The sequence below is a fragment of the Streptomyces canus genome, assembly GCF_041435015.1.
GTDB classification, from domain to species: domain Bacteria; phylum Actinomycetota; class Actinomycetes; order Streptomycetales; family Streptomycetaceae; genus Streptomyces; species Streptomyces canus_G.
On sequence record NZ_CP107989.1, the window covers coordinates 3,502,345 to 3,524,881 of the forward strand.

Below are 22,537 nucleotides of genomic sequence, written 5' to 3' on the forward strand. Positions count from 1 at the left end.
CGAGCGGCGGGCAGCAGCCCATGCTCCGCCGTTGATCTGACACCATTCCCCGGGGGCCCCGTTCGGCGGATGGACGGGGCTCGTCAGGAGAGACTTGCGACCAGGGGACGGATGGGACCGCGCAGTGCGGGGCTACGAACGCCAGGAGCGAGAGCCGGCGGCTGACGTCGACCACCTCTCTCGGTTCGAGGCCGAGATGGAGCGGCTGAAGACCGAGCGGGAAAAGGCGATCCAGCACGCCGAGGACCTCGGCTACCAGGTCGAGGTGCTGCGCGCCAAGTTGCACGAGGCGCGGCGCACCCTCATGTCCCGGCCCGAATTCGGCGGCGGGGACATCGGCTACCAGGCCGAACAGTTGCTGCGCAATGCCCAGGTCCAGGCCGACCAGTTGCGCCAGGACGCCGAGCGCGAACTGAGCCAGGTCCGCGCCCAGACCCAGCGCATCCTCCAGGAGCACGCCGAGCAGGCCGCGCGTCTGCAGGCGGAGCTGCACCAGGAGGCCGTCACCCGACGTCAGCAGCTCGACCAGGAGCTGGCCGAGCGCCGGCAGACCGTCGAGTCGCACGTCAACGAGAACGTGGCGTGGGCCGAGCAGCTGCGCGCCCGCAGCGAGTCGCAGGCCCGACGGCTCCTGGAGGAGTCCCGCGCCGAGGCGGAGCAGGCCATGGCGGCCGCCCGCGCCGAGGCCGAGCGGGTCACCTCCGAGGCCCGCCAGCGTCTGCAGAGCGATGCCGAGGCCGCCCGCGCGGAGGCCGAGCAGCTGCTGCGCCGCGCCCGCACGGACGCCGAGCGCCTGCTCGACGCCGCCTCCACGCAGGCCCAGGAGGCCACCGACCACGCCGAGCAGCTGCGCAGCTCCACGGCGACCGAGTCGGACAGCGCCCGCCGCCAGGCCACCGAGCTCAGCCGGGCCGCCGAACAGCGGATGACGGAGGCCGAGGAGGCGCTGCGCAAGGCGCAGGCCGAGGCCGAGAAGGTGCTCACCGAGGCGAAGTCGGCAGCCGAGAAGACGCTCGCGAGCGCGGAGTCGGCCAACGAACAGCGCACTCGCACGGCCAAGGAGCAGGTCGCCCGGCTGGTCACCGAGGCCAGCCAGGAGGCCGAGGCGACCAAGGAGGCCGCCGAGCAGATCGTCGCGGACGCCCGCGCCGAGGCCGAGAAGATCGTCACCGAGGCCGCAGAGAAGGCCCGCACGCTCACCGCCGAGGAGAGCGCGACCCAGCTGTCCAAGGCGGCCAAGACCGCCGAGGACGTCCTCAACAAGGCGCAGGAGGACGCGAAGCGGACCACCAAGGCCGCCACCGAGGAGGCCGAGCGGATCCGCCGCGAGGCGGAGACCGAGGCGGACCGGCTGCGCGCCGAGGCGCACGACATCGCCGAGCAGCTCAAGGGCACGGCGAAGGACGACACCAAGGAGTACCGCGCCAAGACGGTCGAGCTGCAGGAGGAGGCCCGCCGGCTGCGCGGCGAGGCCGAGCAGCTGCGCGCCGACGCGGTCGCCGAGGGCGAGAAGATCCGCGCGGAGGCCCGCAAGGAGGCCGTCCAGCAGATCGAGGAGGCGGCCAAGACCGCCGAGGAGCTGCTCTCCAAGGCCAAGGCGGACGCCGACGAGCTGCGCCAGACCGCCACCACGGACAGCGAGAAGGTCCGCACCGAGGCCATCGAGCGCGCCACCACGCTGCGCCGGCAGGCCGAGGAGACCCTCCAGCGGACCCGTCAGGAGGCCGACCGGCACCGCGAGGAGGCCGTCGAGCAGTCCGAGGAGATCAAGGCAGACGCCGAGCGTGCCGCGCGCGAGCTGCACGAGGAGACCGAGCGGGCCATAGAGACCCGCCGTGCCGAGGCCGCCGAGGAACTGGCCCGGATGCACACCGAGGCCGAGGAGCGTCTCGCCGCCGCCGAGCAGTCCCTCACCGAGGCCCGTGAGGAGGCCGCGCGGATCCGCCGCGAGGCCGCCGAGGAGACCGACCGGCTGCGCGGCGAGGCCGCCGAGCGGATCCGCACCCTGCAGCAGCAGGCCGAGGCGGAGGCCGACCGGCTGCGCACCGAGGCCGCGTCCGACGCGTCCGCCTCCCGTGCCGAGGGCGAGGCCGTCGCCGTACGGCTGCGTTCCGAGGCCGCCGCGGAGGCGGAGCGGCTCAAGACCGAGGCGCAGGACACCGCGGACCGGGTCCGGGCGGAGGCGCAGGCCGCTGCGGAGCGGCTCGCCACCGAGGCGTCCGAGACGCTGGCCGCCGCCCAGGAGGAGGCCAACCGGCGCCGCCGGGAGGCCGAGGAGTATCTCGGCTCGGCGCGCCAGGAGGCCGACCAGGAGCGTGAGCGGGCCCGCGAGCAGAGCGAGGAGCTGCTGGCCTCGGCGCGCAACCGCGTGGAGGAGGCCCAGGCCGAGGCCGTACGGCTGGTCGAGGAGGCGGACCGGCGGGCCGGCGAGATGGTGTCGGCCGCCGAGCAGCACGCCCAGCAGGTGCGGGACTCCGTCGCCGGGCTGCACGAGCAGGCGCAGGAGGAGATCACCGGGCTGCGCTCGGCCGCCGAGCACGTGGCGGACCGTACCCGGCGCGAGGCTCAGGAGGAGGCCGACCGGGTCCGTTCGGACGCGTACTCCGAGCGGGAGCGGGCCAGCGAGGACGCGGCCCGGATCCGGCGCGAGGCCACCGCGGAGACGGACGCCGCCAAGTCCCTTGCCGAGCGCACCGTCTCGGAGGCGATCGCGGAGGCGGAGCGGCTCAGGTCGGAGTCGGCCGAGTACGCCCAGCGGGCGCGCACCGAGGCCTCGGACGCCGTCGCCCAGGCCGAGCAGGACGCCTCCCGTACCCGGGCGGACGCCCGGGAGGACGCCAACCGCATCCGCTCGGACGCGGCCACCCAGGCCGACACCCTCATCACCGAGGCGCGCAGCGAGGCGGAGCGGCTCACCGAGGAGACCATCAACGACACCGACCGGCTGCGGACGGAGACGGTCGCCGAAGCCGAGCGGGTGCGCGCCGAGTCGGTCGCCAAGGCCGAGCAGCTGATCGGGGAGGCCTCCGGGGACGCGGAGCGGCTACGCGCCGAGGCCGCCGCGACGGTCGGGCAGGCCCAGCAGCACGCCGAGCGGATCCGTACCGAGGCCGAGCGGGTCAGGGCGGACGCGGCGAACGCGGCCGAGGAACTGGTCAACTCCGCGCGCGCGGAGGCCGATCGCACCCTCGACGAGGCCCGCCAGGACGCCAACAAGCGACGTTCGGAGGCGGCCGAGCAGGTCGACACGCTCATCACGGAGACGGCCGCCGAGGCGGACAAGCTGCTCAGCGAGGCGCAGCAGCAGGCGCTCAAGACCACCGCGGACGCGGAGGGGCAGGCCGACACCATGGTGGGCGCGGCCCGCAAGGAGGCCGACCGGCTGGTGTCGGAGGCCACGGTCGAGGGCAACGCGCGCGTGGAGAAGGCCCGCACGGACGCGGACGAACTGCTCGTCGGTGCCCGCCGGGACGCCACCGCGATAAGGGAGCGTGCGGAGGAGCTGCGCGACCGGATCACGGGCGAGATCGAGGCGCTGCACGAGCGGGCCCGCCGTGAGGCCGCGGAGACCATGAAGTCGACCGGCGACCGCTGCGACGCGCTCATCAAGGCCTCGGAGGAGCAGCTCGCCAAGGCCCAGGCGAAGGCCAAGGAGCTGGTCTCGGAGGCCAATTCGGAGGCCGGCAAGGTGCGTATCGCCGCGGTCAAGAAGGCCGAGGGGCTGCTCAAGGAGGCCGAGCAGAAGAAGGCCACCCTGGTCCGGGAGGCCGAGGAGCTCAAGGCCGAGGCGATCCGCGAGGCGAAGCGCACGGTCGAGGAGGGCAAGCGGGAGCTCGAGGTCCTGGTTCGCCGCCGTGAGGACATCAACACCGAGATCTCCCGTGTCCAGGATGTCCTGGAGGCATTGGAGTCCTTCGAGACCCCGTCGGCGGGCAAGGACGGCGGCGTCAAGGCGGGCGCCGCGGTCGGCGCCCCTCGTTCGGGTAAGCCGTCGGACAGCTGACCGACTGGTCGGAATCCGGTGCCGTCTGGGGCCTTTGACCAAGTTTTTGGCAAGCCGTCCCAGGGTTAGCCACTCAAAAGGGGTGTCATTCTCCAGATCAAACACGTATCCGCTCGATGACACACCGCTTCGGCCCCTAGGATTCCCCCTATCACCTCACCGGTCTCATTTGACAGGAACCCCATGAGCGACACTTCCCCCTACGGCTTCGAGCTTGTGCGGCGTGGGTACGACCGCGCTCAGGTGGACGAACGGATCTCCAAGCTCGTCTCCGACCGTGACAGCGCTCTCTCCCGCATCACCGCCCTGGAAAAGCGCATCGAGGAGCTCCACCTCGAGACGCAGAACGCCCAGGCCCAGGTCTCCGACGCCGAGCCGTCGTACGCCGGCCTCGGCGCGCGTGTCGAGAAGATCCTCCGCCTCGCCGAGGAGGAGGCCAAGGACCTGCGCGAGGAGGCCCGTCGCGCGGCCGAGCAGCACCGCGAACTCGCCGAGTCGGCGGCCCAGCAGGTCCGCAACGACGCAGAATCGTTCGCTGCGGAGCGCAAGGCCAAGGCCGAGGACGAGGGCGTCCGGATTGTCGAGAAGGCCAAGAGCGACTCCTCCCAGCTCCGTCAGGAGGCGCAGAAGGACGCGCAGCAGAAGCGTGAGGAGGCGGACGCCCTCTTCGAGGAGACCCGCGCCAAGGCCGCGCAGGCCGCCGCCGACTTCGAGACCAACCTCGCCAAGCGCCGCGAGCAGTCCGAGCGCGACCTGGCGTCGCGTCAGCAGAAGGCGGAGAAGCGTCTCGCGGAGATCGAGCACCGCGCGGAGCAGCTGCGCCTGGAGGCCGAGAAGCTGCGCACCGACGCCGAGCGTCGCGCCCGCCAGACGGTGGAGACCGCGCAGCGCCAGGCCGAGGACATCGTGGCCGACGCCAACGCCAAGGCCGACCGCATCCGTTCGGAATCCGAGCGGGAGCTTGCGGCTCTGACGAACCGTCGCGACTCGATCAACGCCCAGCTGACGAACGTCCGCGAGATGCTCGCCACGCTCACGGGCGCCGCGGTGGCCGCCGCCGGCAGCCCGGCCGACGACGAGCCGATCTCCCGTGGGGTTCCGGCCCAGCAGTCCCGGTAACACCGCCTGACGGCTCATCAAGGGCCCGCACCTTCTCCCCCGACAGGTGCGGGCCCTTCGGCGTGTCCACGCGCTGCCGTGGTCGACGGGTTTCGCATTCTTTGCCTCTCCCGTCGGTCTCCGTTTGCCCATTCGATTGGCATCTGCCGAATCTCACGCCTAGCGTGGTCCGCATGATCGAGCTGGCGGGGTTGACGAAGCGGTACGGCGAGAAGGTGGCGGTCAACAATCTGACCTTCACCGTCAGACCGGGCATCGTCACGGGCTTCCTCGGTCCCAACGGCGCCGGCAAGTCGACCACCATGCGCATGATGCTGGGCCTGGACCGGCCCACCGCCGGGGACGTCCGCATCGACGGCAAGCACTACGACCAGCTCAAGGACCCGCTCACGTACATCGGCGCCCTGCTGGACGCCAAGGCCATGCACGGCGGGCGCAGCGCCTTCAACCACCTGCTGTGCCTCGCGCAGAGCAACGGCATCCCGAAGAAGCGGGTGCACGAGGTCCTCGACACGGTCGGTCTCACCGCCGTCGCGAGGAAGAAGGCCAAGGGCTTCTCGCTCGGCATGGGCCAGCGGCTCGGCATCGCGGGCGCGTTGCTCGGTGACCCGCGGATCCTGATGTTCGACGAGCCGGTCAACGGGCTCGACCCCGAAGGCATCCACTGGATCCGCAATCTGATGAAGTCCCTTGCCGCGCAGGGCCGTACGGTCTTCGTCTCCTCCCACTTGATGAGCGAGATGGCGCTGACGGCCGACCACCTCGTCGTCATCGGCCAGGGACGGCTGCTCGCCGACACCTCCATGGCCGACTTCATCGCGCAGAACTCGCGGTCCTACGTCCGCATCCGCACCCCGCAGCGCGAGCGGCTGCTCGACGTGCTGCACGCGGCCGGGGTGACCGTCGTGGAGACCGGCAACGGCACGCTGGAGGTCGACGGAAGCAAGTCCGAGTACATCGGTGAGCTGGCCGCGCAGCACCAGCTCGTGCTGCACGAGCTGAGCCCCCAACAGGCCTCCCTGGAGGAGGCGTTCATGCAGCTGACCGCGGAGTCGGTCGAGTACCACGCCCACAGCGACACACCCGTCGACGCACCGCTGCCGCCCCAGCAGCAGTGGGGCGACGGCTGGAAGGGGAACTGATCCATGGCGGCGACCCAGGTCATCCGCTCCGAGTGGACCAAGATCCGGTCGGTGGCCTCCACGGTGTGGACGCTCTCCCTCGCCGTGGTCGTCACCATCGGGCTCGGCATCCTGATCTCGGCCCTGTCGAAGAACGAGTTCGACAACATGAGCCGCGAGGACAAGCTCTCCTTCGACCCGACCTTCATCAGCTTCGCCGGGATGAGCCTCGGACAGCTCGCGATGATCGTGTTCGGGGTGCTCGTCGTCTCGAACGAGTACAGCACCGGCATGATCCGCACCTCGCTGGCCGCCGTGCCGCAGCGGGGCAGCTTCCTGGTCAGCAAGATCGCGGTCGCCACCGGACTCTCGCTGGCCGTCGGTCTCGTCACCAGCTTCGTGACGTTCTTCCTCGGGCAGGCGATGCTCGGCTCGCACCGGGCGGAGATCGGCGACCCGGGCGTGCTGCGGGCCGTGATCGGCGGCGGCGTCTACATGACCCTCATCGCGATGTTCTCGATGGGCGTCGCCGCGATGCTGCGCTCGCCGATGCTGTCGCTGGGCATCCTGATGCCGTTCTTCTTCCTCATCTCCAACATCCTCGGCAACGTCTCCGCCACCAAGAAGATCGGCCGGTACCTGCCCGACCAGGCCGGCAGCAGGATCATGCAGGTGGTCACCCCGATCAACGACGACACTCCCTACGGCCCCTGGGGCGGGATCGGGATCATGGCGCTGTGGGTGGCGGCGGCGCTGATCGGCGGTTATGTCCTGTTGAAGAAGCGGGACGCGTGACGCGACGAGCCTTTGCTTTCATTTGAGCGGAACCGTCAGTGTCCCGATAAGCTCCTAACCCTTACGGGGGGCGTGTGCCCCGCTGTCCTGAACCTTGCGATGGGTGCGGAGCATGATCGAGGCAGTCGGCCTGACCAAGCGCTACGGCGACAAGACCGCTGTGTACAACCTTTCCTTCCAGGTGCGTCCCGGTGCCGTCACCGGCTTCCTGGGCCCCAACGGCTCGGGCAAGTCGACGACCATGCGGATGATCCTCGGGCTGGACAACCCCACCTCGGGGCAGGTGACGATCGGCGGCTACCCGTATCGCAGGCTGCCCAACGCGGCCCGGCAGGTCGGTGCGCTCCTCGACGCCAAGGCCGTGCACGGCGGGCGGGCAGCCCGTAACCACCTGCTGTGCCTGGCCCAGCTGTCCGGGATCCCGGCCCGCAGGGTGGACGAGGTGCTGGGCGTGGTCGGCCTCCAGGACGTGGCCAGGAAGCGTTCCAAGGGCTTCTCGCTCGGTATGGGGCAGCGGCTCGGGATCGCGGCCGCGCTGCTCGGCGACCCCCAGGTGCTGCTCTTCGACGAGCCGGTCAACGGGCTCGACCCCGAGGGCATCCTGTGGGTGCGCAACCTCATGAAGGCGCTCGCGGCGGAGGGCCGTACCGTCTTCGTCTCCTCCCACCTCATGAGCGAGATGGCGCTGACCGCCGACCATCTCATCGTCATCGGACGCGGGCAGCTGCTCGCCGACATGAGCATCCAGGACTTCATCGCCGCGAACTCCGCGGGCTTCGCGCGGGTGCGGACGCCGGACACCGAGCCGCAGCTGCGCGAGAAGCTGTCGGCCGCGATCACGGAGGCGGGCGGGCACGTCCTGCCGGAGCAGGACGGCGCGCTGCGTGTGACCGGGCTGCCCCTCCCCCGCATCAGCGACATCGCGCACGACACGGACGTACGCCTGTGGGAGCTGTCACCGCACCAGGCCTCGTTGGAGGAGGCGTACATGCGGATGACGCAGGGCGCGGTGGACTACCGCTCGACCATCGACCAGAAGGCAGGCCTGATGCAGCCCCTGCCGCCGGGCGCGCAGCCGCCCATGCCGGTCCCGGGCCAGGGCCAGCCGGGCTGGTACGCCCCGCCGCCGCCCCAGCAGGGCGGTCAGCCGTTCGCGGGCCCGCAGGGCCAGGCGCAGGCGGGCCCGTACGGCGGTCCCGGCGCCGGCATGCCCCATCCGTACGCCCAGGCGGGCCCCGCGGCTGCGCCCTACGCCGCCCCGCCCGCGCAGGCCCCGCCCGGAGGGGCCCTCCCGGCCGCACCCGCGCCGCAGCCGCAGACCTCCGCTCCAGCGCCGCAGGCCTCCGCTCCCGCCACTCCGACCAAGCCCGAGGACGTCCGATGAGCACCCCGCAGCCCTCGATGCCGCAGGCCCAGGCCGCCGTGCCGAACCGGCAGCCGGCGGACGGGCCGTCGTACCCCGGCTACACCTCGCCGATTCCCGTCGTGCGCACCCACCTCGGGAACGCCATCGCGTCGGAGTGGACGAAGATCCGGTCGGTGCGGTCGACGATCTGGACGCTGGGCGTGTTCGTGCTGCTCGTGATCGGGATCGGGATCGGGGTCGCCGCGCTGATCGCGGCCAACTCCTCCCCCGAGGACCTGAACAACGACAGTCCGCTGTCGTTGGGCTTCTTCGGGCTGCTGCTCGGCAGCATGTGCGTCATCACACTCGGTGTGCTGACCACGGCCTCGGAATACGGCACCGGAATGATCCGTACGACGATGGTCGCCTGCCCCTCCCGCGGCCGGGTCCTCACGGCGAAGGCGGTCGTGTTCTTCGCCGTCGCCTTCGTGACCACCCTCGTCTCGGTCCTCGTCGTCGCCCTGGCGGACGTGGCCCTGCTGGACGGAGCCCGGACCCCGACCGGCCAGGAGTGGCTGAAGGGCACCGTCGGCATCTCGCTCTACATCGCCCTGCTCGGCCTGTTCTCGCTGATCATCGGCTCGATCATCCGGCACTCGGCGGGCGCGATCACGATCATGATCGGTGTCGTGCTGGCCCCGCTGGTCATCGCGCTGTTCATGGTCTCGCAGTCCCTGGAGGGCCTGCGCCAGGCGCTGTTCGAGTACTCCATCCCGAACCAGCTCAGCGTGTTCTACTCCAGCTCCCTCACCGAGACCGGCCCCTCGGGCTGGGACCCGCTGTGGATCATCGTCGGTGTGACGGCCGCCGCGTTCGCCTGCGCCTTCGCCCTGCTGGAGAAGCGGGACGTCTGATCCGCTAGAACCTCGGCGCGTTACGGGACCGCTGCACCCGCGTGGTGCGGCGGTCCCGCGCGTTCCAGCACGCCTTGTGCCAGTGTCTGCGTTCGTCGACACCCGAGTGGTCCGGCCAGGCCACGATGTGCGGGACCCCGTCCGGGATCATCTGGTCGCAGCCCGGACAGCGGTACGTCTTGCCCTGCGCGCTCGCCCCTGCCACATGCCGGACGTTCCAGTCCTCGCCCTGCCAGTGCGTCGAGGACTGGAAGCCACCGTAGCGGCCGGAACGGTCGTCCTCGGCACTCCGGCCGGCCGAGTCCGACGAACCGGAACCCTTGGGTCGGTTGCGACGCGGGGACACAGGACACCTCACGGGGCTATACAGGGAGCAGGGACCGTGTCCAGCCTACGCGGCGCGAGGCGGGGTACGCGTAGGGCGCCAACCCCCACAAGTGCCCCTCCGGGGCGACCCATTCTGCAGACAATCGGCAAATCTCTCCGCCAGGCCGTGTCCTCGGCACGTGTCAGACGGTTATGCCGGGTGGGGGAGCTCCGAGTCGGAGCCAAGGAAGCAGGAAAAGCACATGCATGTGGGAAGTTTCGTGTTGGCGGCCCAGTTCCCGGGGCAGGGCCAGGGAGAGGCGCTGCACCGCGCGGTCCGCTCGGCCGAGGTCGCGGAGGAGGCCGGACTCGACGCGGTCTGGCTGGCAGAACACCACTTCGTACCGTACGGCACCTGCCCGTCGGCGATCACCCTGGCGGCCTTGCTGCTGGGCCGCACCCGCCGTATCCGCGTCGGCACCGCCGTGAGCGTGCTGCCCACGGCCCACCCCGTGGCCCTCGGCGAACAGGCCGCGCTGCTGCACATGACGAGCGGCGGGCGCTTCTCGCTGGGCGTGGGGCGCGGCGGCCCGTGGGTCGACCTGGAGGTGTTCGGATCGGGCCTTCAGGCGTACGAGACGGGGTTCCCGGAATCACTCGATCTGCTGGTGCGCTGGCTGCGCGAACCCGCCGTGGGAGCCGACGGCGAGCGCTTCCGCTTCCGCGAAGTGCCCGTCGTGCCCCGGCCGTCGGAGTCGCTCACGGAAGCGGACGGCCCCGAGGTGATCGTCGCCTGCACCTCCCCGGCGAGCGTCCGGCTGGCCGCCGAGCGCGGGCTGCCGATGCTGCTCGGGATGCATGTCGGGGACGAGGAGAAGGCGGAGATGGTCGCCCTGTGGCGCAGGCAGGCGCGCGCCGCCGGGCACGCGCCGGAGAAGGTCCTGGGCGCGCCCCATGTCTCGGCCGGCGTCTGCCAGATCGCGGACCGGCGCACGGACGCGGTGGAGGCCCTCGTGAAGGCGATGCCGGGCTGGCTCAGGCAGGGACTCGGCGCCCATGTGACGGTCGACGGCCGTGCACGGCAGATGCGCGATCCGGTGGCGTACACGGAACTGCTCTGCGGGCTGCACCCGGTGGGGACCCCGCGGCTGTGCGCCGACCGCCTCGCGGCGACCAGCGAACGGACGGGTGTCTCCCGCTTCGCCCTGCTCGTCGAGGGCTCGGGGGATCTGGCGGCCACCGAGGAGAACGTACGGCGGCTGGGTGCGGAAGTGCTGCCGCATCTGACCTGAAACGGAACAACTGCCCGGCGGGAGCTTGCCGCCCCGGTACTGATGCACCTCCCGCGTACGGAGCGGCAAGCAAGCGGCGCCGCGTCAGCAGTCCCGGAACTCCGGAGACTGGTTCAGCAGCTGACTGCGCACCGAGGTGAAGCGGACCAGCGTCTCGTCGACCGAGGAGTCCAACGGGAACACCGCCACCCGGTGGCAGTTCTGGAAGGCCAGCCGCACACCGAAGTGCCGCTGAAGCGCGCCGCGTATCGCGTCACTCGCAAGCGCACGCAGCAGCTGACCGCGTGCCTGCTCGTCCGGCGGGGGCGTCTGGTTGTCGGCGAAGTTGCCGCCGTCGACCTTCAGCTGGGCCACCAGGGAGCTGATCATCTCCCATGCGTAGGGCAGGGAGGTCCGGACGCAGTCGACGAATTCCGCTTCGTCGACCTCGCCTCGCTCGGCCTTCTCGAGTAGGGCCGGTGAGACGTCGAGCGACATGGGTTCTCCTCTCGCACCCCCGATCACCTCAGGGGTTGCCGGACAGATGAGGGAGTTCGCGCTGCCGGACACGCTCAGTACACGCCTCGCGACCTCCCGTTTACTACGGTAGGCAACCGACGGTGACGGCACCAGGAGAATGCGAACAAAGAGCACTCCCAACAGGCCCACAATCGGCCACAAGTGAACAGGGTTTCTCCACAGCCTTACGGGCCGAATCGCGTGGACATGCGCCCGTCGAGTAGCGTTGCCGACCATGCGTCTCGTCATTGCCCGGTGTTCCGTCGACTACGCGGGCCGGCTCACCGCCCACCTGCCCTCGGCCCCCCGTCTGATCCTGGTGAAGGCGGACGGCAGCGTCTCCATCCACGCCGACGACCGGGCCTACAAGCCCCTGAACTGGATGTCGCCGCCCTGCACGTTGAAGGAGGGGACCGGCGACGAGGAAGGCGTCTGGACCGTCATCAACAAGGCGGGCGAGAAGCTCATCATCACGATGGAGGAAGTTCTCCACGACTCCTCGCACGAACTCGGCGTGGATCCTGGCCTGATCAAGGACGGCGTGGAAGCACACCTTCAGGAGCTGCTCGCCGACCGCATCGACACGCTCGGCGACGGCTACACCCTGATCCGCCGCGAGTACATGACGGCCATCGGCCCCGTCGACATCCTGTGCCGGGACGCCGACGGCCAGACGGTCGCGGTGGAGATCAAGCGGCGCGGCGAGATCGACGGCGTCGAGCAACTCACCCGCTACCTCGACCTGTTGAACCGGGACCCCCATCTCGCCCCGGTCCGCGGCATCTTCGCCGCCCAGGAGATCAAGCCCCAGGCCCGCGTCCTCGCGACCGACCGCGGCATCGGCTGCCACGTCATGGACTACGACGCGCTGCGGGGCATCGAGGACGACAAGCTGCGGCTGTTCTGACAGCGCGTCTTCCCCTACGACGACGAAGGCCGGGTCCGATGCGTGGACCCGGCCCTCTTGTGTCGCGCTGTGCGTCAGATGACCTGCGCCGAGTTGCTCGGTGAGCTCACGGCACTGCTCTGCGGGGCGCCCGCGGAACTGCTGGTCTCCACCGGGGTGGTGGAGGCGGGGCCGCTGGCCGAGTTGGAGTTGCTCGGGGTCGTATTGGTCGGGGTGGCTGTGGGCGTGCTCGACGGCGGTTCCGACGTGCCGGACGGCGTCGACGACGGGGATCCGGACCCCGGCGGCGTGGACGGTGTCGACGGCTTGGGCGACGACGGCTTGGGCGACGTCGGCTTCGGCGAACTCGGCGTGCCGCTCCCCGGACGCTGCGTCCCACTCGGCTTGTCCGAAGGCTCCGCCGCATCCGTAGGCGTCGGATCGTCCGAAGTCCCGTACGTACCATCGGGCCCCGGGTCGGTCGGACGGGACGTCGCCGTGCCGGTGCCACCGGGGTTGTCGTCGTTCTTCGGGACGTCGGCGCCGAGGTTGCCGTCGTCGATGCCGACGCTGGCCGACGGGTTGACGCCCACCTCGTTGGACGGGGAGTTCGGGTCGTTGTCGGAGGTGGCGCCCAGTGTCACGACCGTGCCGAGCACCGCGACCAGCAGCGCACCCGCGCCGGCCGCGACGAGGTTGCGCTTGGCGAGGCCCTTGAGTCCGCCCCGGGCCTTGCGCGAGGGCGCGGGCGTGGAGGGCGAGCGGTGGACGACGATGGTCTGCGAGTCGGCCGGCGGCTGGAGCGGCGGGAAGGCCGCGGGGACTCCCCCGGGCGGCGAGGCGGACTCGTCGTACCGGGCGTCGGGTATCTCCTCGCCTGCCATCGCGCCGAGGCCGGCCAGGCCGGGCGCGCTGCCGTCCCGGTCCGAGACCAGCGCCAGGGCGCGGCGGCCCGCGACGGTGCCGCGCTTGTCGGCGAGGGCGCCCCGAAGGCCGATCGAGGCCTCCAGTTCGGCGCGGGCCCGGTCGAGCTGTCCGCCGCAGAGCGCGAGGATGCCGAGCTCGTGGTGGAAGTAGGCCTGTTCGGACACCTCGCCGGCCAGCCGGGAGGCCTCGGAACCGGCCCGCAGGGAACGCTCCCAGGCCCCCCAGTGGCCACCGGCGGCGAATGCGGGCGCCGCCGTACGGGCCAGCTGCACCGTGGCGGCCTCCTCGCCCTCGGCGGGCGGGGTGGTGACCGGGACCAGGACGGCGAGGGCGGCGAGCAGGGCGTCGGCCTCGGCGCACACCCGCTCGGGGGTGACCGAGGGGTGTCCGGCCCACCAGCCGTAGTGCTGGGCGGCGGTGAGGGCGCGGGTCTCGATGTCGTCGCCGTATCCGGCGGCTTCGAGCTGGGCGAGGACACCGGCGGCGAGCCGGTAGCGGGATCCGACCGGGGAGACCAGACCGCAGTCCGCGAGCTCGCCGAGTGCGGCGTCCGCGTGGGTGTCGCCGACCAGTGCGGGCAGGTGCGCCTGGTGGGGCACCTCGCCGCCGAGGGCGACGGCGAACCGAAGGGTGGCGCGCGCGGACTCGCTGAGCCGGGACGCGAGCAGCGGGGCCGGTGCCGCGGCCTCGCCGAGCGCGGGCAGGGGTATCTCGTCGCTCTCGTCGGGGGTGAACGGGGCGTCCACCGGGGCCGCGTCCGCGAAGACGCCGAACTCGTCGACGGCGTTCGCCCCGGCCCGCAGCCGGTCGCGCTGCCTGAGCAGGGCACCCGCCTGGACGAAGCGCAGGGGCAGGCCCTCGGACTCGAACCAGAGGTCGCCCGCCCAGTTCGACTCCTCTTCCGTCAGCACCCGGCCGACGGATCGCTCCAGGAGTTCCAGGCCGTCGGCGCGCTCCAGGCCGCTGAGGAAGATCTCCTCGACGGCGGAGTCGGCCGAGGGGGCGGGCACGTCGGGTGTCGCGCCGATCACGAACGCGCACTCGGGGGTGGCGTCCAGCAGTTCGTCGAGGGCCGCGCCGCCGAACTCGATGTCGTCGAGGACGACGACCGCGCCGACCTCCCGGACGCAGGAGAGCAGCTCGTCCCGGTCGGGGCGGTGCAGGGGCGCGTTGAAGACGGCGTAGAAGAGGTCGTACAGCAGCTCGCTCGCCGTGCGGTGGAAGCCGGCGAGGCGGACCACTCCGTCGGGGGCGAGGTCCGCGCAGTCCTGGGCGACGAGGTCGAGGAGGCTGGTGCGGCCGGAGCCGGCGGGGCCGGTAAGGCGTACCGAGCGGCCGCGGGCGAGCAGCCGCACGAGTCGTTCGCGCTCGTCCTGGCGGGCCAGGAGCGACAGCGCGGTGCGGGTCGGTCCGGGCGGGACGGGCGGGCGGGCCGCGCGGTCCACCTCGGCGCGTTCGGCGGCGCTGTACCTCTCGGGCCGCCCGGGCCGCCCGCCGGGCGGGCAGGCCTCTATCTCGCTGCCGTCGACGGGGTTGACGGTGAGCAGGAAGTCACCGGCGACGAGCTGCACGGTGCGGGCGAGTGTGGGCGAGTGCTGGCCGAAGTCTGTGGTGAGGGAGTCCCTGGGAGGCCGCTGACGTGGCGAGCCACCGTCGTCGTCATGGCCGTACTCCTCAGGTCCCCGGTTGTTCGGGTCCATAGGTTCAAGCCCCCCAAAAGCGTCTCGTGTGCCGTCAGTGGCCCCTCCCGGCCTGCAGCACACTGCGCTGTCGCTTCTGGTCCGGGCCCGCTGGAAGGGATGCAGACAGCGGGCGACCGAACCCTAAACCTTCGCACAGTATCTACGACAGCCCGGGGTCCCGCGCCGTCCGAGACGTCACAGTCTCGTGAGGATTGCGCGCGGCATACGTTTCGCCTGGGTGGCCGGGGTCACACGCGGGGCAGTGACTCCACCCCGATGCCGCCCTCGATCGCCAGGATCCGGTGCAGTCGGGTGGCGACCAGGAGGCGCTGCATCTGCGGTGGTACGTCGCGCAGCACCAGCCGGCGACCGCAGCGACCGGCCCTGCGGTGCGCCCCCATGATCACCCCGAGCCCGGTGGCGTCCCAGGAATCCAGCTCGGACAGGTCGAGCACCAGGTCGCCGACTCCGTCGTCGACGGCCGAGTGCAGGACCGTACGGGCGTCCGCCGCGCTGCGGACGTCGAGGCGGCCCCCGACGACCAGCTCGGCGTGGTCGCCCCTGATGTACATATGCGCTCCCCGTGAGTGCGTGTAGTACTCCACGAATCTGATGTCCAGTGATGACACCTCTGACTGCGTTGGGCGGTCAGAGGTTGCCGTCTGTAAGCGAACCGATACCGAATTCACCCTCGAGTGTGAAACTGGAGGGGCTTGTGCGGTTTCAGTGCTTGTAGAAGCCCTGCCCGCTCTTGCGTCCGATGTCACCGGCGTCCACCATCCGGCGCATCAGCTCCGGCGGGGCGAACTTCTCGTCCTGGGACTCGGTGTAGATGTTGCTGGTGGCGTGCAGCAGGATGTCGACGCCGGTCAGGTCCGCCGTCGCGAGCGGTCCCATGGCGTGGCCGAAGCCCAGCTTGCAGGCGAGGTCGATGTCCTCGGCGGTCGCGACGCCCGATTCGTAGAGCTTGGTCGCCTCGACGACGAGGGCGGAGATGAGACGGGTGGTCACGAACCCCGCCACGTCCCTGTTCACGACGATGCAGGTCTTGCCGACCGATTCGGCGAACTCGCGCGCGGTGGCGAGGGTTTCGTCGCTCGTCTTGTAGCCGCGGACCAGCTCGACGAGCTGCATCATCGGCACCGGCGAGAAGAAGTGCACGCCGACGACGCGCTCCGGGCGCTCGGTGGCCGCCGCGATCTTGGTGATCGGGATCGCGGAGGTGTTGGAGGCCAGCACGGCGTCCGCGCGGACGATCTTGTCGAGCGTACGGAAGATCTCGTGCTTGACTTCGAGCTTCTCGAAGACGGCCTCGACGACGATGTCGGCGTCGGCGGCCGCGTCCAGGTCGGTGGTCGCGGTGATCCGGGCGAGGGCGGCGTCGGCGTCGTGCGCCTCCAGCTTGCCCTTGCTCACGAACTTGTCGTACGAAGCCTTGATGCCGTCGGTGCCGCGCTTCAGCGCCTCGTCGGTGACGTCCCTGAGGACCACGTCCCAGCCCGCCTGGGCGGAGACCTGGGCGATACCGGAACCCATCAAGCCGGCGCCGATGACGGCAAGCTTCCGTGCCACTGTTGCGACTCCCCTTTGAAACGCCTTACACCCTGTTTACGTTGCCTCTTCGGCGGACCCTAGCGCTCGTGAGGTGCTGTGTGACCGGTTAGTAATGCGCGTCACGTCTCATCTGACGGACATCACACCGGCAGCTGTCACTAGTGGTCTCGTACGGCGTAGTTGAGCACCTTATCGCTCAACAGCTCCTCCTTCTCGTCGAGAAGCACCAGCACCTCTCGTGCTACTTCGTCCGGATTGCGTCAGGCGGCCGATCTGACCGGCGATCAGGTCTCCTTCCGGCTCGCCTCGACGGCCGGAGCGTACTTACGCTGACCTCATGGTCAATCTGACGCGCATCTACACCAGGACCGGCGACCAGGGCACCACCGCCCTCGGCGACATGAGCAGGGTCGCCAAGACCGACCTGCGGATCTCCGCGTACGCGGACACCAACGAGGCGAACGCGGTGATCGGCACGGCGATCGCCCTGGGCGGTCTCGCAGAGGAGGTCGTCAAGGTCCTCACCCGTGTGCAGAACGACCTGTTCGATGTCGGAGCCGATCTCTCGACGCCCGTCGTCGAGAACCCCGAGTTCCCGCCCCTGCGTGTCGAGCAGTTCTACATCGACAAGCTGGAGGCGGACTGCGACCGCTTCAACGAGCGGCTGGAGAAGCTCCGCTCCTTCATCCTGCCGGGCGGCACCCCGGGCGCGGCCCTGCTCCACCAGGCATGCACGGTCGTACGCCGCGCCGAGCGCTCGACATGGGCGGCGCTGGAGGTCCACGGCGAGGCGATGAACCCGCTCACGGCGACCTACCTGAACCGGCTGTCGGACCTGCTGTTCATCCTGTCCCGTACGGCCAACAAGGATGTCGGCGACATCCTGTGGGTGCCTGGCGGCGAACGCTAGCGACCACTCCCGTCCGGCCGGGGGTCCGGGGGTCGCCCCCGGAAGATGCAGCATTCTTGCCCGTACGGCCAACAAGGAGGTCGGGGACGTGCTCTGGGTCCCGGGCGGGGAGCGTTAGCGCCCGCGCTTGGGGAACAGCGTGTAGCTGCCGGCGATGACCACGTTGATGCCGATCAGCCAGAGCATGCGTTGCTGCCAGGCGCGCAGCGAGTCGGCCTGTCCGTCGCCGACGTACCAGACCGCGGCCTGGAGCAGAGCGATGGCGACGACCGCGGCGAGTGTCCAGCGGCCCGCGACCTTCCACTCGTGGACGGCGCGGGCCGTGCCGTACCTCGGCGGCCGCACCGGCCGGGGGCCGCCCGCGAACCGGTGGGCGGCCCAGGCGTCCGCCCACTTGATCGTGGAGTGACCGAGGCCCACGGTGAAACCGATGTAGACGGCGGCCAGGCCGTGCTTCCAGTCGGGCTCGGCCCCGTTCCTGAGGTCGATCGCGGTGACCGTGAACAGCACGAGCTCCAGCAACGGCTCGCACAGCAACAGGGCCAGCCCGACGCGCGGCATGCCCAGCCCGTAGCGGAAGGCCAGCCCGGCTGCCAGCAGCACCCAGAAGGCCACCTCGCACGCGACGATCAGTCCGACGATCACGGCCGCTCCCTTCGTCCGCTCTCCAGGCTCCCGGCGCGCGCGACCCCTTTCGTCGTCGCCGGTGACGAAACCGCCGTACATCGAAAGATGCAGTCCAGGACCGTTCCCGGGCATCAGGCGCGGCGCGTGGACACCGTGTTGGATGGAGTCATGGCCCTCCCCCGCCCGCACCGCTTCGACGTGTACATCGCGGCCGGTGGGCTGCTCGGCGGGCTGCTGCTGGTGGGCCTCGGCCTGGGCACCCGGCCGTCCAGCGACCCGATCACGCTCTTCGACGGCCCCTGGCCGGTCCTCGTGCCGCTCACCGTGCTGGCCGGGTGCGAACTGCTGCGCCGCACGGCCCCTCGCGCGGCCCTGCTCACCGGCACCGCCGCGATCTGCGCCGACCTCGTGACCCAGGGCAACCTCGCCACGATCCTGATGTTCACCGATGTCGCCTACGCGGCCGTGCTCTACGGCCCGCTCGCCTCGGCCCGACGCATCCAGTGGATCACCGGCCTGCTGACCGTGGCCGGGACGCTGGTGCCGTTCGCGGTGTGGCGGGTCCCGGAGGCACTACTGATCGGCGTGGTCGTCGGTGTCGTGGCGTACGGGCCGGCCGCCACCGGCTGGATCGTGCGCAACCACCGTGACGCCGCCGAGGCCGCCCGGCTGCGCGCCGAACAGACCGCGCTGCTCGCCGAGATGGACCGCACGCAGGCCGTCACCGCCGAGCGCACCCGGATGGCACGGGAGTTGCACGACATGGTCGCCAACCACCTGTCGGCGATCGCCATCCACTCCACGGCCGCGCTGTCCATCGACGACCCCGCGACCTCCCGGGAGGCCCTCTCGGTGATCCGGGAGAACAGCGTCGACGGGCTCGCCGAGATGCGCCGGCTGATCGGCATCCTGCGCGACGGCGACCACGAACCCTCCGCCGTTCCCACCCTCGACGGTCTCACCGCCCTCGTCGACGGCGCCCGCGCCAACGGTCTGGACGTCACCCTGGACGCCTGCCACCGCAGCGCCGTGCCCGCTCCCGTCGAACTCGCCGCCTACCGCATCGTCCAGGAGTCCCTGACCAACGCCCTCAAGCACGCGTGCCCCGGCCGGGTCAGGGTGCGCCTCGCACAGCGGGACGGTGAGCTGACCGTCGCGGTGAGCAGTCCGTACGGCGACCGGGACGGACCCCGGGCCCCCGGCTCCGGCGCCGGGCTGGTCGGGATGCGCGAGCGGGCCGCGTTGCTCGGCGGCACGTTCGACGCAGGCCCCGACGGGCCGCGCTGGACCGTACGCGCCACCCTGCCCCTGCGTGAAGGAGACCCCGAATGATCCGCGTCCTCGTCGCCGAGGACCAGTCCGCCGTCCGCGCCGGGCTGGTCCTCATTCTGCGCAGCACCCCCGGCATCGAGGTCGTCGGCGAGGCGGCGGACGGTGAGCAGGCGGTGGCGCTGGCCCGGGAGTTGAGGCCCGACCTTGTGCTGATGGACATTCAGATGCCGCGTCTGGACGGGGTGTCGGCGACCCGGCAGGTCGTCGGGGAAGGGCTCGCGGACGTCCTGGTGCTGACCACCTTCGATCTCGACGAGTACGTGTTCGGGGCCCTGCGGGCCGGGGCCGCCGGGTTCCTGCTGAAGAACACGGAGGCCAAGGACCTCATCAGCGCCGTGCGCACGGTGGCGCGGGGAGAGGGGATCGTCGCCCCTGCCGTCACCCGGCGTCTGATCGCGGAGTTCGCCGCCAGGCCGGTCCGCGGGACGAACGCCGACCCGGCCGTTCTGGACACCCTCACCCGCCGGGAACGCGAGGTGCTGTCCTGTCTCGGGGAGGGCCTGTCCAATGCCGATATCGCCGGCCGCCTCGACATGGCGGAGGCCACGGTGAAGACGCACGTCAGCCGTCTGCTGGGGAAGCTGGAGCTGCGCAGCCGGGTGCAAGCAGCCGTACTGGCACAGGAGTTGGGCGTCTAGTTGCGTCTTGCACCAGAGTGGTCCAGACCTATTGACCCGTGGTCCAGACCTTTCTATTCTCGCGGCACCGTGGGTGTGAAGGCTCAGTCACGCCCCCAACTCCCCTAGGAGGCGCACGATGCGCTTCAGACACAGAGCCGCGGCAGGGTTCGCGACGCTGTTGCTCCCCTTCGCCGGCCTGGTCGGCCTCGCGAGCCCCGCCCAGGCCGCGAGCACCGCCACCTACGCCAAGACCCAGGACTGGGGCACCGGCTTCGAAGGCAAGTGGACGGTGAAGAACACCGGTACCACCAGCCTCAGTTCCTGGACCGTCGAGTGGGACTTCCCCTCCGGCACCTCCGTCACCTCCGCCTGGGACGCCGACGTCACCTCCTCCGGCACCCACTGGACCGCCAGGAACAAGTCCTGGAACGGCACCCTCGCCCCCGGCGCCTCCGTCTCCTTCGGCTTCAACGGCACCGGCTCCGGCTCCCCCGCGGGCTGCAAGCTCAACGGCGGCAGTTGTGACGGCGGCTCGACTCCGGGGGACGCGGCACCGTCCGCCCCCGGCACCCCCACCGCCTCGGGCATCACCAACACCTCGGTGAAGCTGGCCTGGAGCGCCGCCACCGACGACAAGGGCATCAAGAACTACGACGTGCTGCGTGGCGGTGCCAAGGTGGCGACCGTGACGACGACCTCGTACACGGACACCGGTCTGACCGCCGGCACGGACTACTCCTACACGGTCCAGGCCCGTGACACCGCCGACCAGACCGGACCGGCGAGCGGCGCGGTCGCCGTGCACACCACCGGCGGCACCACCGACCCGCCGCCCACCGGCTCCAAGGTCAAGCTCGGGTACTTCACCGAGTGGGGCGTCTACGGCCGCAACTACCACGTCAAGAACCTGGTGACCTCGGGCTCCGCCTCGAAGATCACGCACATCAACTACGCCTTCGGCAACGTCAAGGACGGCAAGTGCGTCGTCGACGACACCTACGCGGCCTACGACAAGGCGTACACCGCCGACCAGTCCGTCAGCGGCGTCGCCGACACCTGGGACCAGCCGCTGCGCGGCAACTTCAACCAGCTGCGTGAGCTCAAGGCCAAGTACCCGAACATCAAGGTGCTCTACTCCTTCGGCGGCTGGACCTACTCCGGCGGCTTCGCGCAGGCCGCGGCCAACCCCGCCGCCTTCGCCGCCTCCTGCAAGTCGGTCATCGAGGACCCGCGCTGGGCAGATGTCTTCGACGGCATCGACATCGACTGGGAGTACCCGAACGCCTGCGGTCTGACCTGCGACACCAGCGGGGCCGCCGCCTTCAAGAACCTGATGGGGGCGCTGCGCTCGGAGTTCGGCTCCCACTACCTGGTCACCGCGGCCATCACGGCCGACGGCTCCTCCGGCGGCAAGATCGACGCGGCCGACTACGGCGGCGCCTCCCAGTACGTCGACTGGTACAACGTGATGACGTACGACTACTTCGGCGCCTTCGACGCGGACGGCCCGACCGCCCCGCACTCCCCGCTCACCTCGTACGCCGGCATCCCGACGGCGGGCTTCGACTCGGCCGACGCGATCGCCAAGCTGAAGTCGAAGGGCGTGGCCTCGAACAAGCTGCTGCTCGGCATCGGCTTCTACGGCCGCGGCTGGACCGGCGTCACCCAGGCCGCCCCGGGCGGCTCGGCGACCGGCGCGGCACCCGGCACCTACGAGGCGGGCATCGAGGACTACAAGGTCCTCAAGACGTCCTGCCCCACCACCGGCACCGTCGCGGGCACGGCGTACGCCTACTGCGGCACCAACTGGTGGTCCTACGACACCCCCGCGACGATCGCCGGCAAGATGACCTGGGCCAAGAACCAGGGCCTGGGCGGCGCGTTCTTCTGGGAGTTCAGCGGCGACACCGGTAACGGAGAGCTGGTGAGCGCCATCAACAGCGGACTGAGCTGACCTCATCCACCGAGGGCGCGCGGCCTGTGCCGCGCGCCTTCGGCGTACTCCCTGAAGCGCAGGCCCGGCAACAGGGCCGTCACCGTCACCCTCAACTCAGGCCACGTTGACACGCTGACCGGGGGGAGCTGCCTCCAGCCACGCGAGGAAACCGGTCAGCGCGTCTTCGCTCATCGCGAGCTCGAGACGCGTGCCCCGGTGCAGACAGGTCAGGACGATGTGGTCGGAGAGCAGCGCCAGCTCCTCCTCGCCCTCGGGCAGCCGACGGCCGGCGACCTCGATCGCGGCGCGCTCCAGCACCCGGCGCGGGCGATAGGCGTAGGAGAAGACGCGGTACCACTCGACGCGGTCGCCGTTGTAGCGGGCGACGCCGTAGCTCCAGCCTTTTCCGCTGGTGTCGGTCTTCTCCGGCACGTCCCAGCGCAGAGAACAGTCGAAGGTGCCGCCTGAGCGCTGGATGAGTCTGCGCCGCAGACCGAAGACGAACAACCCCAGTACCACCAGGGCCACGACGATTCCGCACACAGTCAGAGCGAGGACCATCGGCACCGACCTCCTCGTCTCCTAGGTACCGTCAATAGGTAACGGAACGGAAAAAACATCCAGATCTGCCTCAGCCGCGACCGGCTCCGGATCACTCCGGTGCCGGCCG

19 protein-coding genes and 2 pseudogenes are annotated in these 22,537 nt (G+C 70.8%); 13 read left to right on the plus strand and 8 right to left on the minus strand.

The genetic code is table 11. The features are described from left to right. Positions 1 to 124: 124 nt before the first annotated feature. From scy to OG841_RS15490, 6 genes are all read left to right on the plus strand, one after another. The gene (scy, locus tag OG841_RS15465) at positions 125 to 4,003 is read left to right on the plus strand and encodes a polarized growth protein Scy (RefSeq protein ID WP_328643658.1); all 3,879 of its coding nucleotides are present in this window, start codon (positions 125 to 127) and stop codon (positions 4,001 to 4,003) included. A gap of 183 nt (positions 4,004 to 4,186) precedes the next feature. Further along, entirely contained in the window at positions 4,187 to 5,122 is a 936-nt protein-coding gene (locus tag OG841_RS15470; protein WP_057612062.1) for a hypothetical protein, read from the plus strand. A gap of 173 nt (positions 5,123 to 5,295) precedes the next feature. Next, positions 5,296 to 6,264 carry an ABC transporter ATP-binding protein gene (locus OG841_RS15475; protein WP_328640940.1) on the plus strand — a complete coding sequence of 323 codons (969 nt, stop codon included), beginning with the start codon at positions 5,296 to 5,298 and terminating at the stop codon, positions 6,262 to 6,264. 3 nt (positions 6,265 to 6,267) lie between these two features. After that, positions 6,268 to 7,038, plus strand: a complete 771-nt coding sequence (locus OG841_RS15480) for an ABC transporter permease (RefSeq protein WP_328640939.1) — start codon at positions 6,268 to 6,270, stop codon at positions 7,036 to 7,038. A 112-nt stretch (positions 7,039 to 7,150) separates the two neighbouring features. Beyond that, positions 7,151 to 8,422: an ABC transporter ATP-binding protein gene (locus OG841_RS15485; protein WP_328640938.1), complete on the plus strand. Its 1,272-nt coding sequence runs from the start codon at positions 7,151 to 7,153 to the stop codon at positions 8,420 to 8,422. Beyond that, positions 8,419 to 9,297: an ABC transporter permease subunit gene (locus OG841_RS15490; protein WP_328640937.1), complete on the plus strand. Its 879-nt coding sequence runs from the start codon at positions 8,419 to 8,421 to the stop codon at positions 9,295 to 9,297. The genes OG841_RS15485 and OG841_RS15490 overlap by 4 nt, the downstream gene beginning before the upstream one ends. A gap of 4 nt (positions 9,298 to 9,301) precedes the next feature. Here OG841_RS15490 and OG841_RS15495 read toward each other — a convergent pair whose 3' ends face one another. Beyond that, entirely contained in the window at positions 9,302 to 9,643 is a 342-nt protein-coding gene (locus OG841_RS15495) for a hypothetical protein (RefSeq protein ID WP_059211378.1), read from the minus strand. 223 nt (positions 9,644 to 9,866) lie between these two features. Between OG841_RS15495 and OG841_RS15500 the strand changes: the two genes are divergently transcribed. After that, entirely contained in the window at positions 9,867 to 10,895 is a 1,029-nt protein-coding gene (locus tag OG841_RS15500; protein WP_328640936.1) for an LLM class flavin-dependent oxidoreductase, read from the plus strand. Between the two features lie 84 nt (positions 10,896 to 10,979). Here the strand turns inward: OG841_RS15500 and OG841_RS15505 are convergent, their stop codons facing one another. After that, complete coding sequence (locus OG841_RS15505; protein ID WP_007384741.1) at positions 10,980 to 11,372, minus strand: SCO5389 family protein; 393 nt, start codon at positions 11,370 to 11,372, stop codon at positions 10,980 to 10,982. A gap of 256 nt (positions 11,373 to 11,628) precedes the next feature. Between OG841_RS15505 and nucS the strand changes: the two genes are divergently transcribed. After that, positions 11,629 to 12,300: an endonuclease NucS gene (gene nucS / locus OG841_RS15510; protein WP_326664250.1), complete on the plus strand. Its 672-nt coding sequence runs from the start codon at positions 11,629 to 11,631 to the stop codon at positions 12,298 to 12,300. Positions 12,301 to 12,374: 74 nt separating this feature from the next. Here the strand turns inward: nucS and OG841_RS15515 are convergent, their stop codons facing one another. From OG841_RS15515 to OG841_RS15530, 4 genes and pseudogenes are all read right to left on the minus strand, one after another. Then, positions 12,375 to 14,906 carry an ATP-binding protein gene (locus tag OG841_RS15515; RefSeq protein ID WP_371565755.1) on the minus strand — a complete coding sequence of 844 codons (2,532 nt, stop codon included), beginning with the start codon at positions 14,904 to 14,906 and terminating at the stop codon, positions 12,375 to 12,377. Between the two features lie 230 nt (positions 14,907 to 15,136). After that, positions 15,137 to 15,460 (minus strand): STAS domain-containing protein, encoded by a 324-nt coding sequence (locus OG841_RS15520; protein WP_031040714.1) that lies wholly within the window; start codon positions 15,458 to 15,460, stop codon positions 15,137 to 15,139. Positions 15,461 to 15,611: 151 nt separating this feature from the next. Beyond that, a complete protein-coding gene (locus OG841_RS15525) occupies positions 15,612 to 16,460 on the minus strand; it encodes a 3-hydroxyacyl-CoA dehydrogenase family protein (RefSeq protein ID WP_328640934.1) in 849 nt (282 codons plus the stop codon). Positions 16,461 to 16,600: 140 nt separating this feature from the next. After that, a pseudogene (locus tag OG841_RS15530) lies at positions 16,601 to 16,702 on the minus strand (TetR/AcrR family transcriptional regulator); the annotation flags it as partial. A gap of 77 nt (positions 16,703 to 16,779) precedes the next feature. Between OG841_RS15530 and OG841_RS15535 the strand changes: the two are divergent. Together OG841_RS15535 and OG841_RS15540 are read left to right on the plus strand one after the other, a co-directional pair. Next, positions 16,780 to 17,352 (plus strand): cob(I)yrinic acid a,c-diamide adenosyltransferase, encoded by a 573-nt coding sequence (locus tag OG841_RS15535; RefSeq protein ID WP_328640933.1) that lies wholly within the window; start codon positions 16,780 to 16,782, stop codon positions 17,350 to 17,352. A 52-nt stretch (positions 17,353 to 17,404) separates the two neighbouring features. Then, positions 17,405 to 17,470 (plus strand): annotated as a pseudogene (locus tag OG841_RS15540) (cob(I)yrinic acid a,c-diamide adenosyltransferase); the annotation flags it as partial. On the opposite strand, the gene OG841_RS15545 reads toward OG841_RS15540, so the two are convergent. Continuing rightward, positions 17,467 to 17,997, minus strand: coding sequence for a hypothetical protein (locus tag OG841_RS15545; protein WP_365119478.1), 531 nt, complete (start codon positions 17,995 to 17,997; stop codon positions 17,467 to 17,469). The pseudogene OG841_RS15540 and the gene OG841_RS15545 sit on opposite strands and share 4 nt — an antisense overlap. Before the next feature lie 150 nt (positions 17,998 to 18,147). On the opposite strand from OG841_RS15545, the gene OG841_RS15550 reads away from it, so the two are divergent. The 3 genes from OG841_RS15550 (at position 18,148) to OG841_RS15560 (ending at position 21,885) form a co-directional block, all read left to right on the plus strand. After that, complete coding sequence (locus tag OG841_RS15550; protein WP_365119477.1) at positions 18,148 to 19,311, plus strand: sensor histidine kinase; 1,164 nt, start codon at positions 18,148 to 18,150, stop codon at positions 19,309 to 19,311. Beyond that, a complete protein-coding gene (locus OG841_RS15555) occupies positions 19,308 to 19,949 on the plus strand; it encodes a response regulator transcription factor (protein ID WP_365119475.1) in 642 nt (213 codons plus the stop codon). Before OG841_RS15550 ends, OG841_RS15555 begins: the two co-directional genes overlap by 4 nt. Before the next feature lie 118 nt (positions 19,950 to 20,067). Beyond that, positions 20,068 to 21,885 (plus strand): glycosyl hydrolase family 18 protein, encoded by a 1,818-nt coding sequence (locus tag OG841_RS15560; RefSeq protein ID WP_371565759.1) that lies wholly within the window; start codon positions 20,068 to 20,070, stop codon positions 21,883 to 21,885. A gap of 96 nt (positions 21,886 to 21,981) precedes the next feature. On the opposite strand, the gene OG841_RS15565 is transcribed toward OG841_RS15560, so the two are convergent. Further along, positions 21,982 to 22,428 (minus strand): DUF2550 domain-containing protein, encoded by a 447-nt coding sequence (locus tag OG841_RS15565; RefSeq protein ID WP_057612075.1) that lies wholly within the window; start codon positions 22,426 to 22,428, stop codon positions 21,982 to 21,984. Between the last annotated feature and the right edge of the window lie 109 nt (positions 22,429 to 22,537).

Coding starts and splice junctions, on each gene's coding strand:
- OG841_RS15470 (WP_057612062.1), top strand. CDS start 4,187: ATGAGCGACACTTCCCCCTACGGCTTCGAGCTTGTGCGGCGTGGGTAC.
- OG841_RS15475 (WP_328640940.1), top strand. CDS start 5,296: ATGATCGAGCTGGCGGGGTTGACGAAGCGGTACGGCGAGAAGGTGGCG.
- OG841_RS15480 (WP_328640939.1), top strand. CDS start 6,268: ATGGCGGCGACCCAGGTCATCCGCTCCGAGTGGACCAAGATCCGGTCG.
- OG841_RS15485 (WP_328640938.1), top strand. CDS start 7,151: ATGATCGAGGCAGTCGGCCTGACCAAGCGCTACGGCGACAAGACCGCT.
- OG841_RS15490 (WP_328640937.1), top strand. CDS start 8,419: ATGAGCACCCCGCAGCCCTCGATGCCGCAGGCCCAGGCCGCCGTGCCG.
- OG841_RS15500 (WP_328640936.1), top strand. CDS start 9,867: ATGCATGTGGGAAGTTTCGTGTTGGCGGCCCAGTTCCCGGGGCAGGGC.
- OG841_RS15505 (WP_007384741.1), bottom strand. CDS start 11,372: ATGTCGCTCGACGTCTCACCGGCCCTACTCGAGAAGGCCGAGCGAGGC.
- nucS (WP_326664250.1), top strand. CDS start 11,629: ATGCGTCTCGTCATTGCCCGGTGTTCCGTCGACTACGCGGGCCGGCTC.
- OG841_RS15515 (WP_371565755.1), bottom strand. CDS start 14,906: ATGGACCCGAACAACCGGGGACCTGAGGAGTACGGCCATGACGACGAC.
- OG841_RS15520 (WP_031040714.1), bottom strand. CDS start 15,460: ATGTACATCAGGGGCGACCACGCCGAGCTGGTCGTCGGGGGCCGCCTC.
- OG841_RS15535 (WP_328640933.1), top strand. CDS start 16,780: ATGGTCAATCTGACGCGCATCTACACCAGGACCGGCGACCAGGGCACC.
- OG841_RS15550 (WP_365119477.1), top strand. CDS start 18,148: ATGGCCCTCCCCCGCCCGCACCGCTTCGACGTGTACATCGCGGCCGGT.
- OG841_RS15555 (WP_365119475.1), top strand. CDS start 19,308: ATGATCCGCGTCCTCGTCGCCGAGGACCAGTCCGCCGTCCGCGCCGGG.
- OG841_RS15560 (WP_371565759.1), top strand. CDS start 20,068: ATGCGCTTCAGACACAGAGCCGCGGCAGGGTTCGCGACGCTGTTGCTC.
- OG841_RS15565 (WP_057612075.1), bottom strand. CDS start 22,428: ATGGTCCTCGCTCTGACTGTGTGCGGAATCGTCGTGGCCCTGGTGGTA.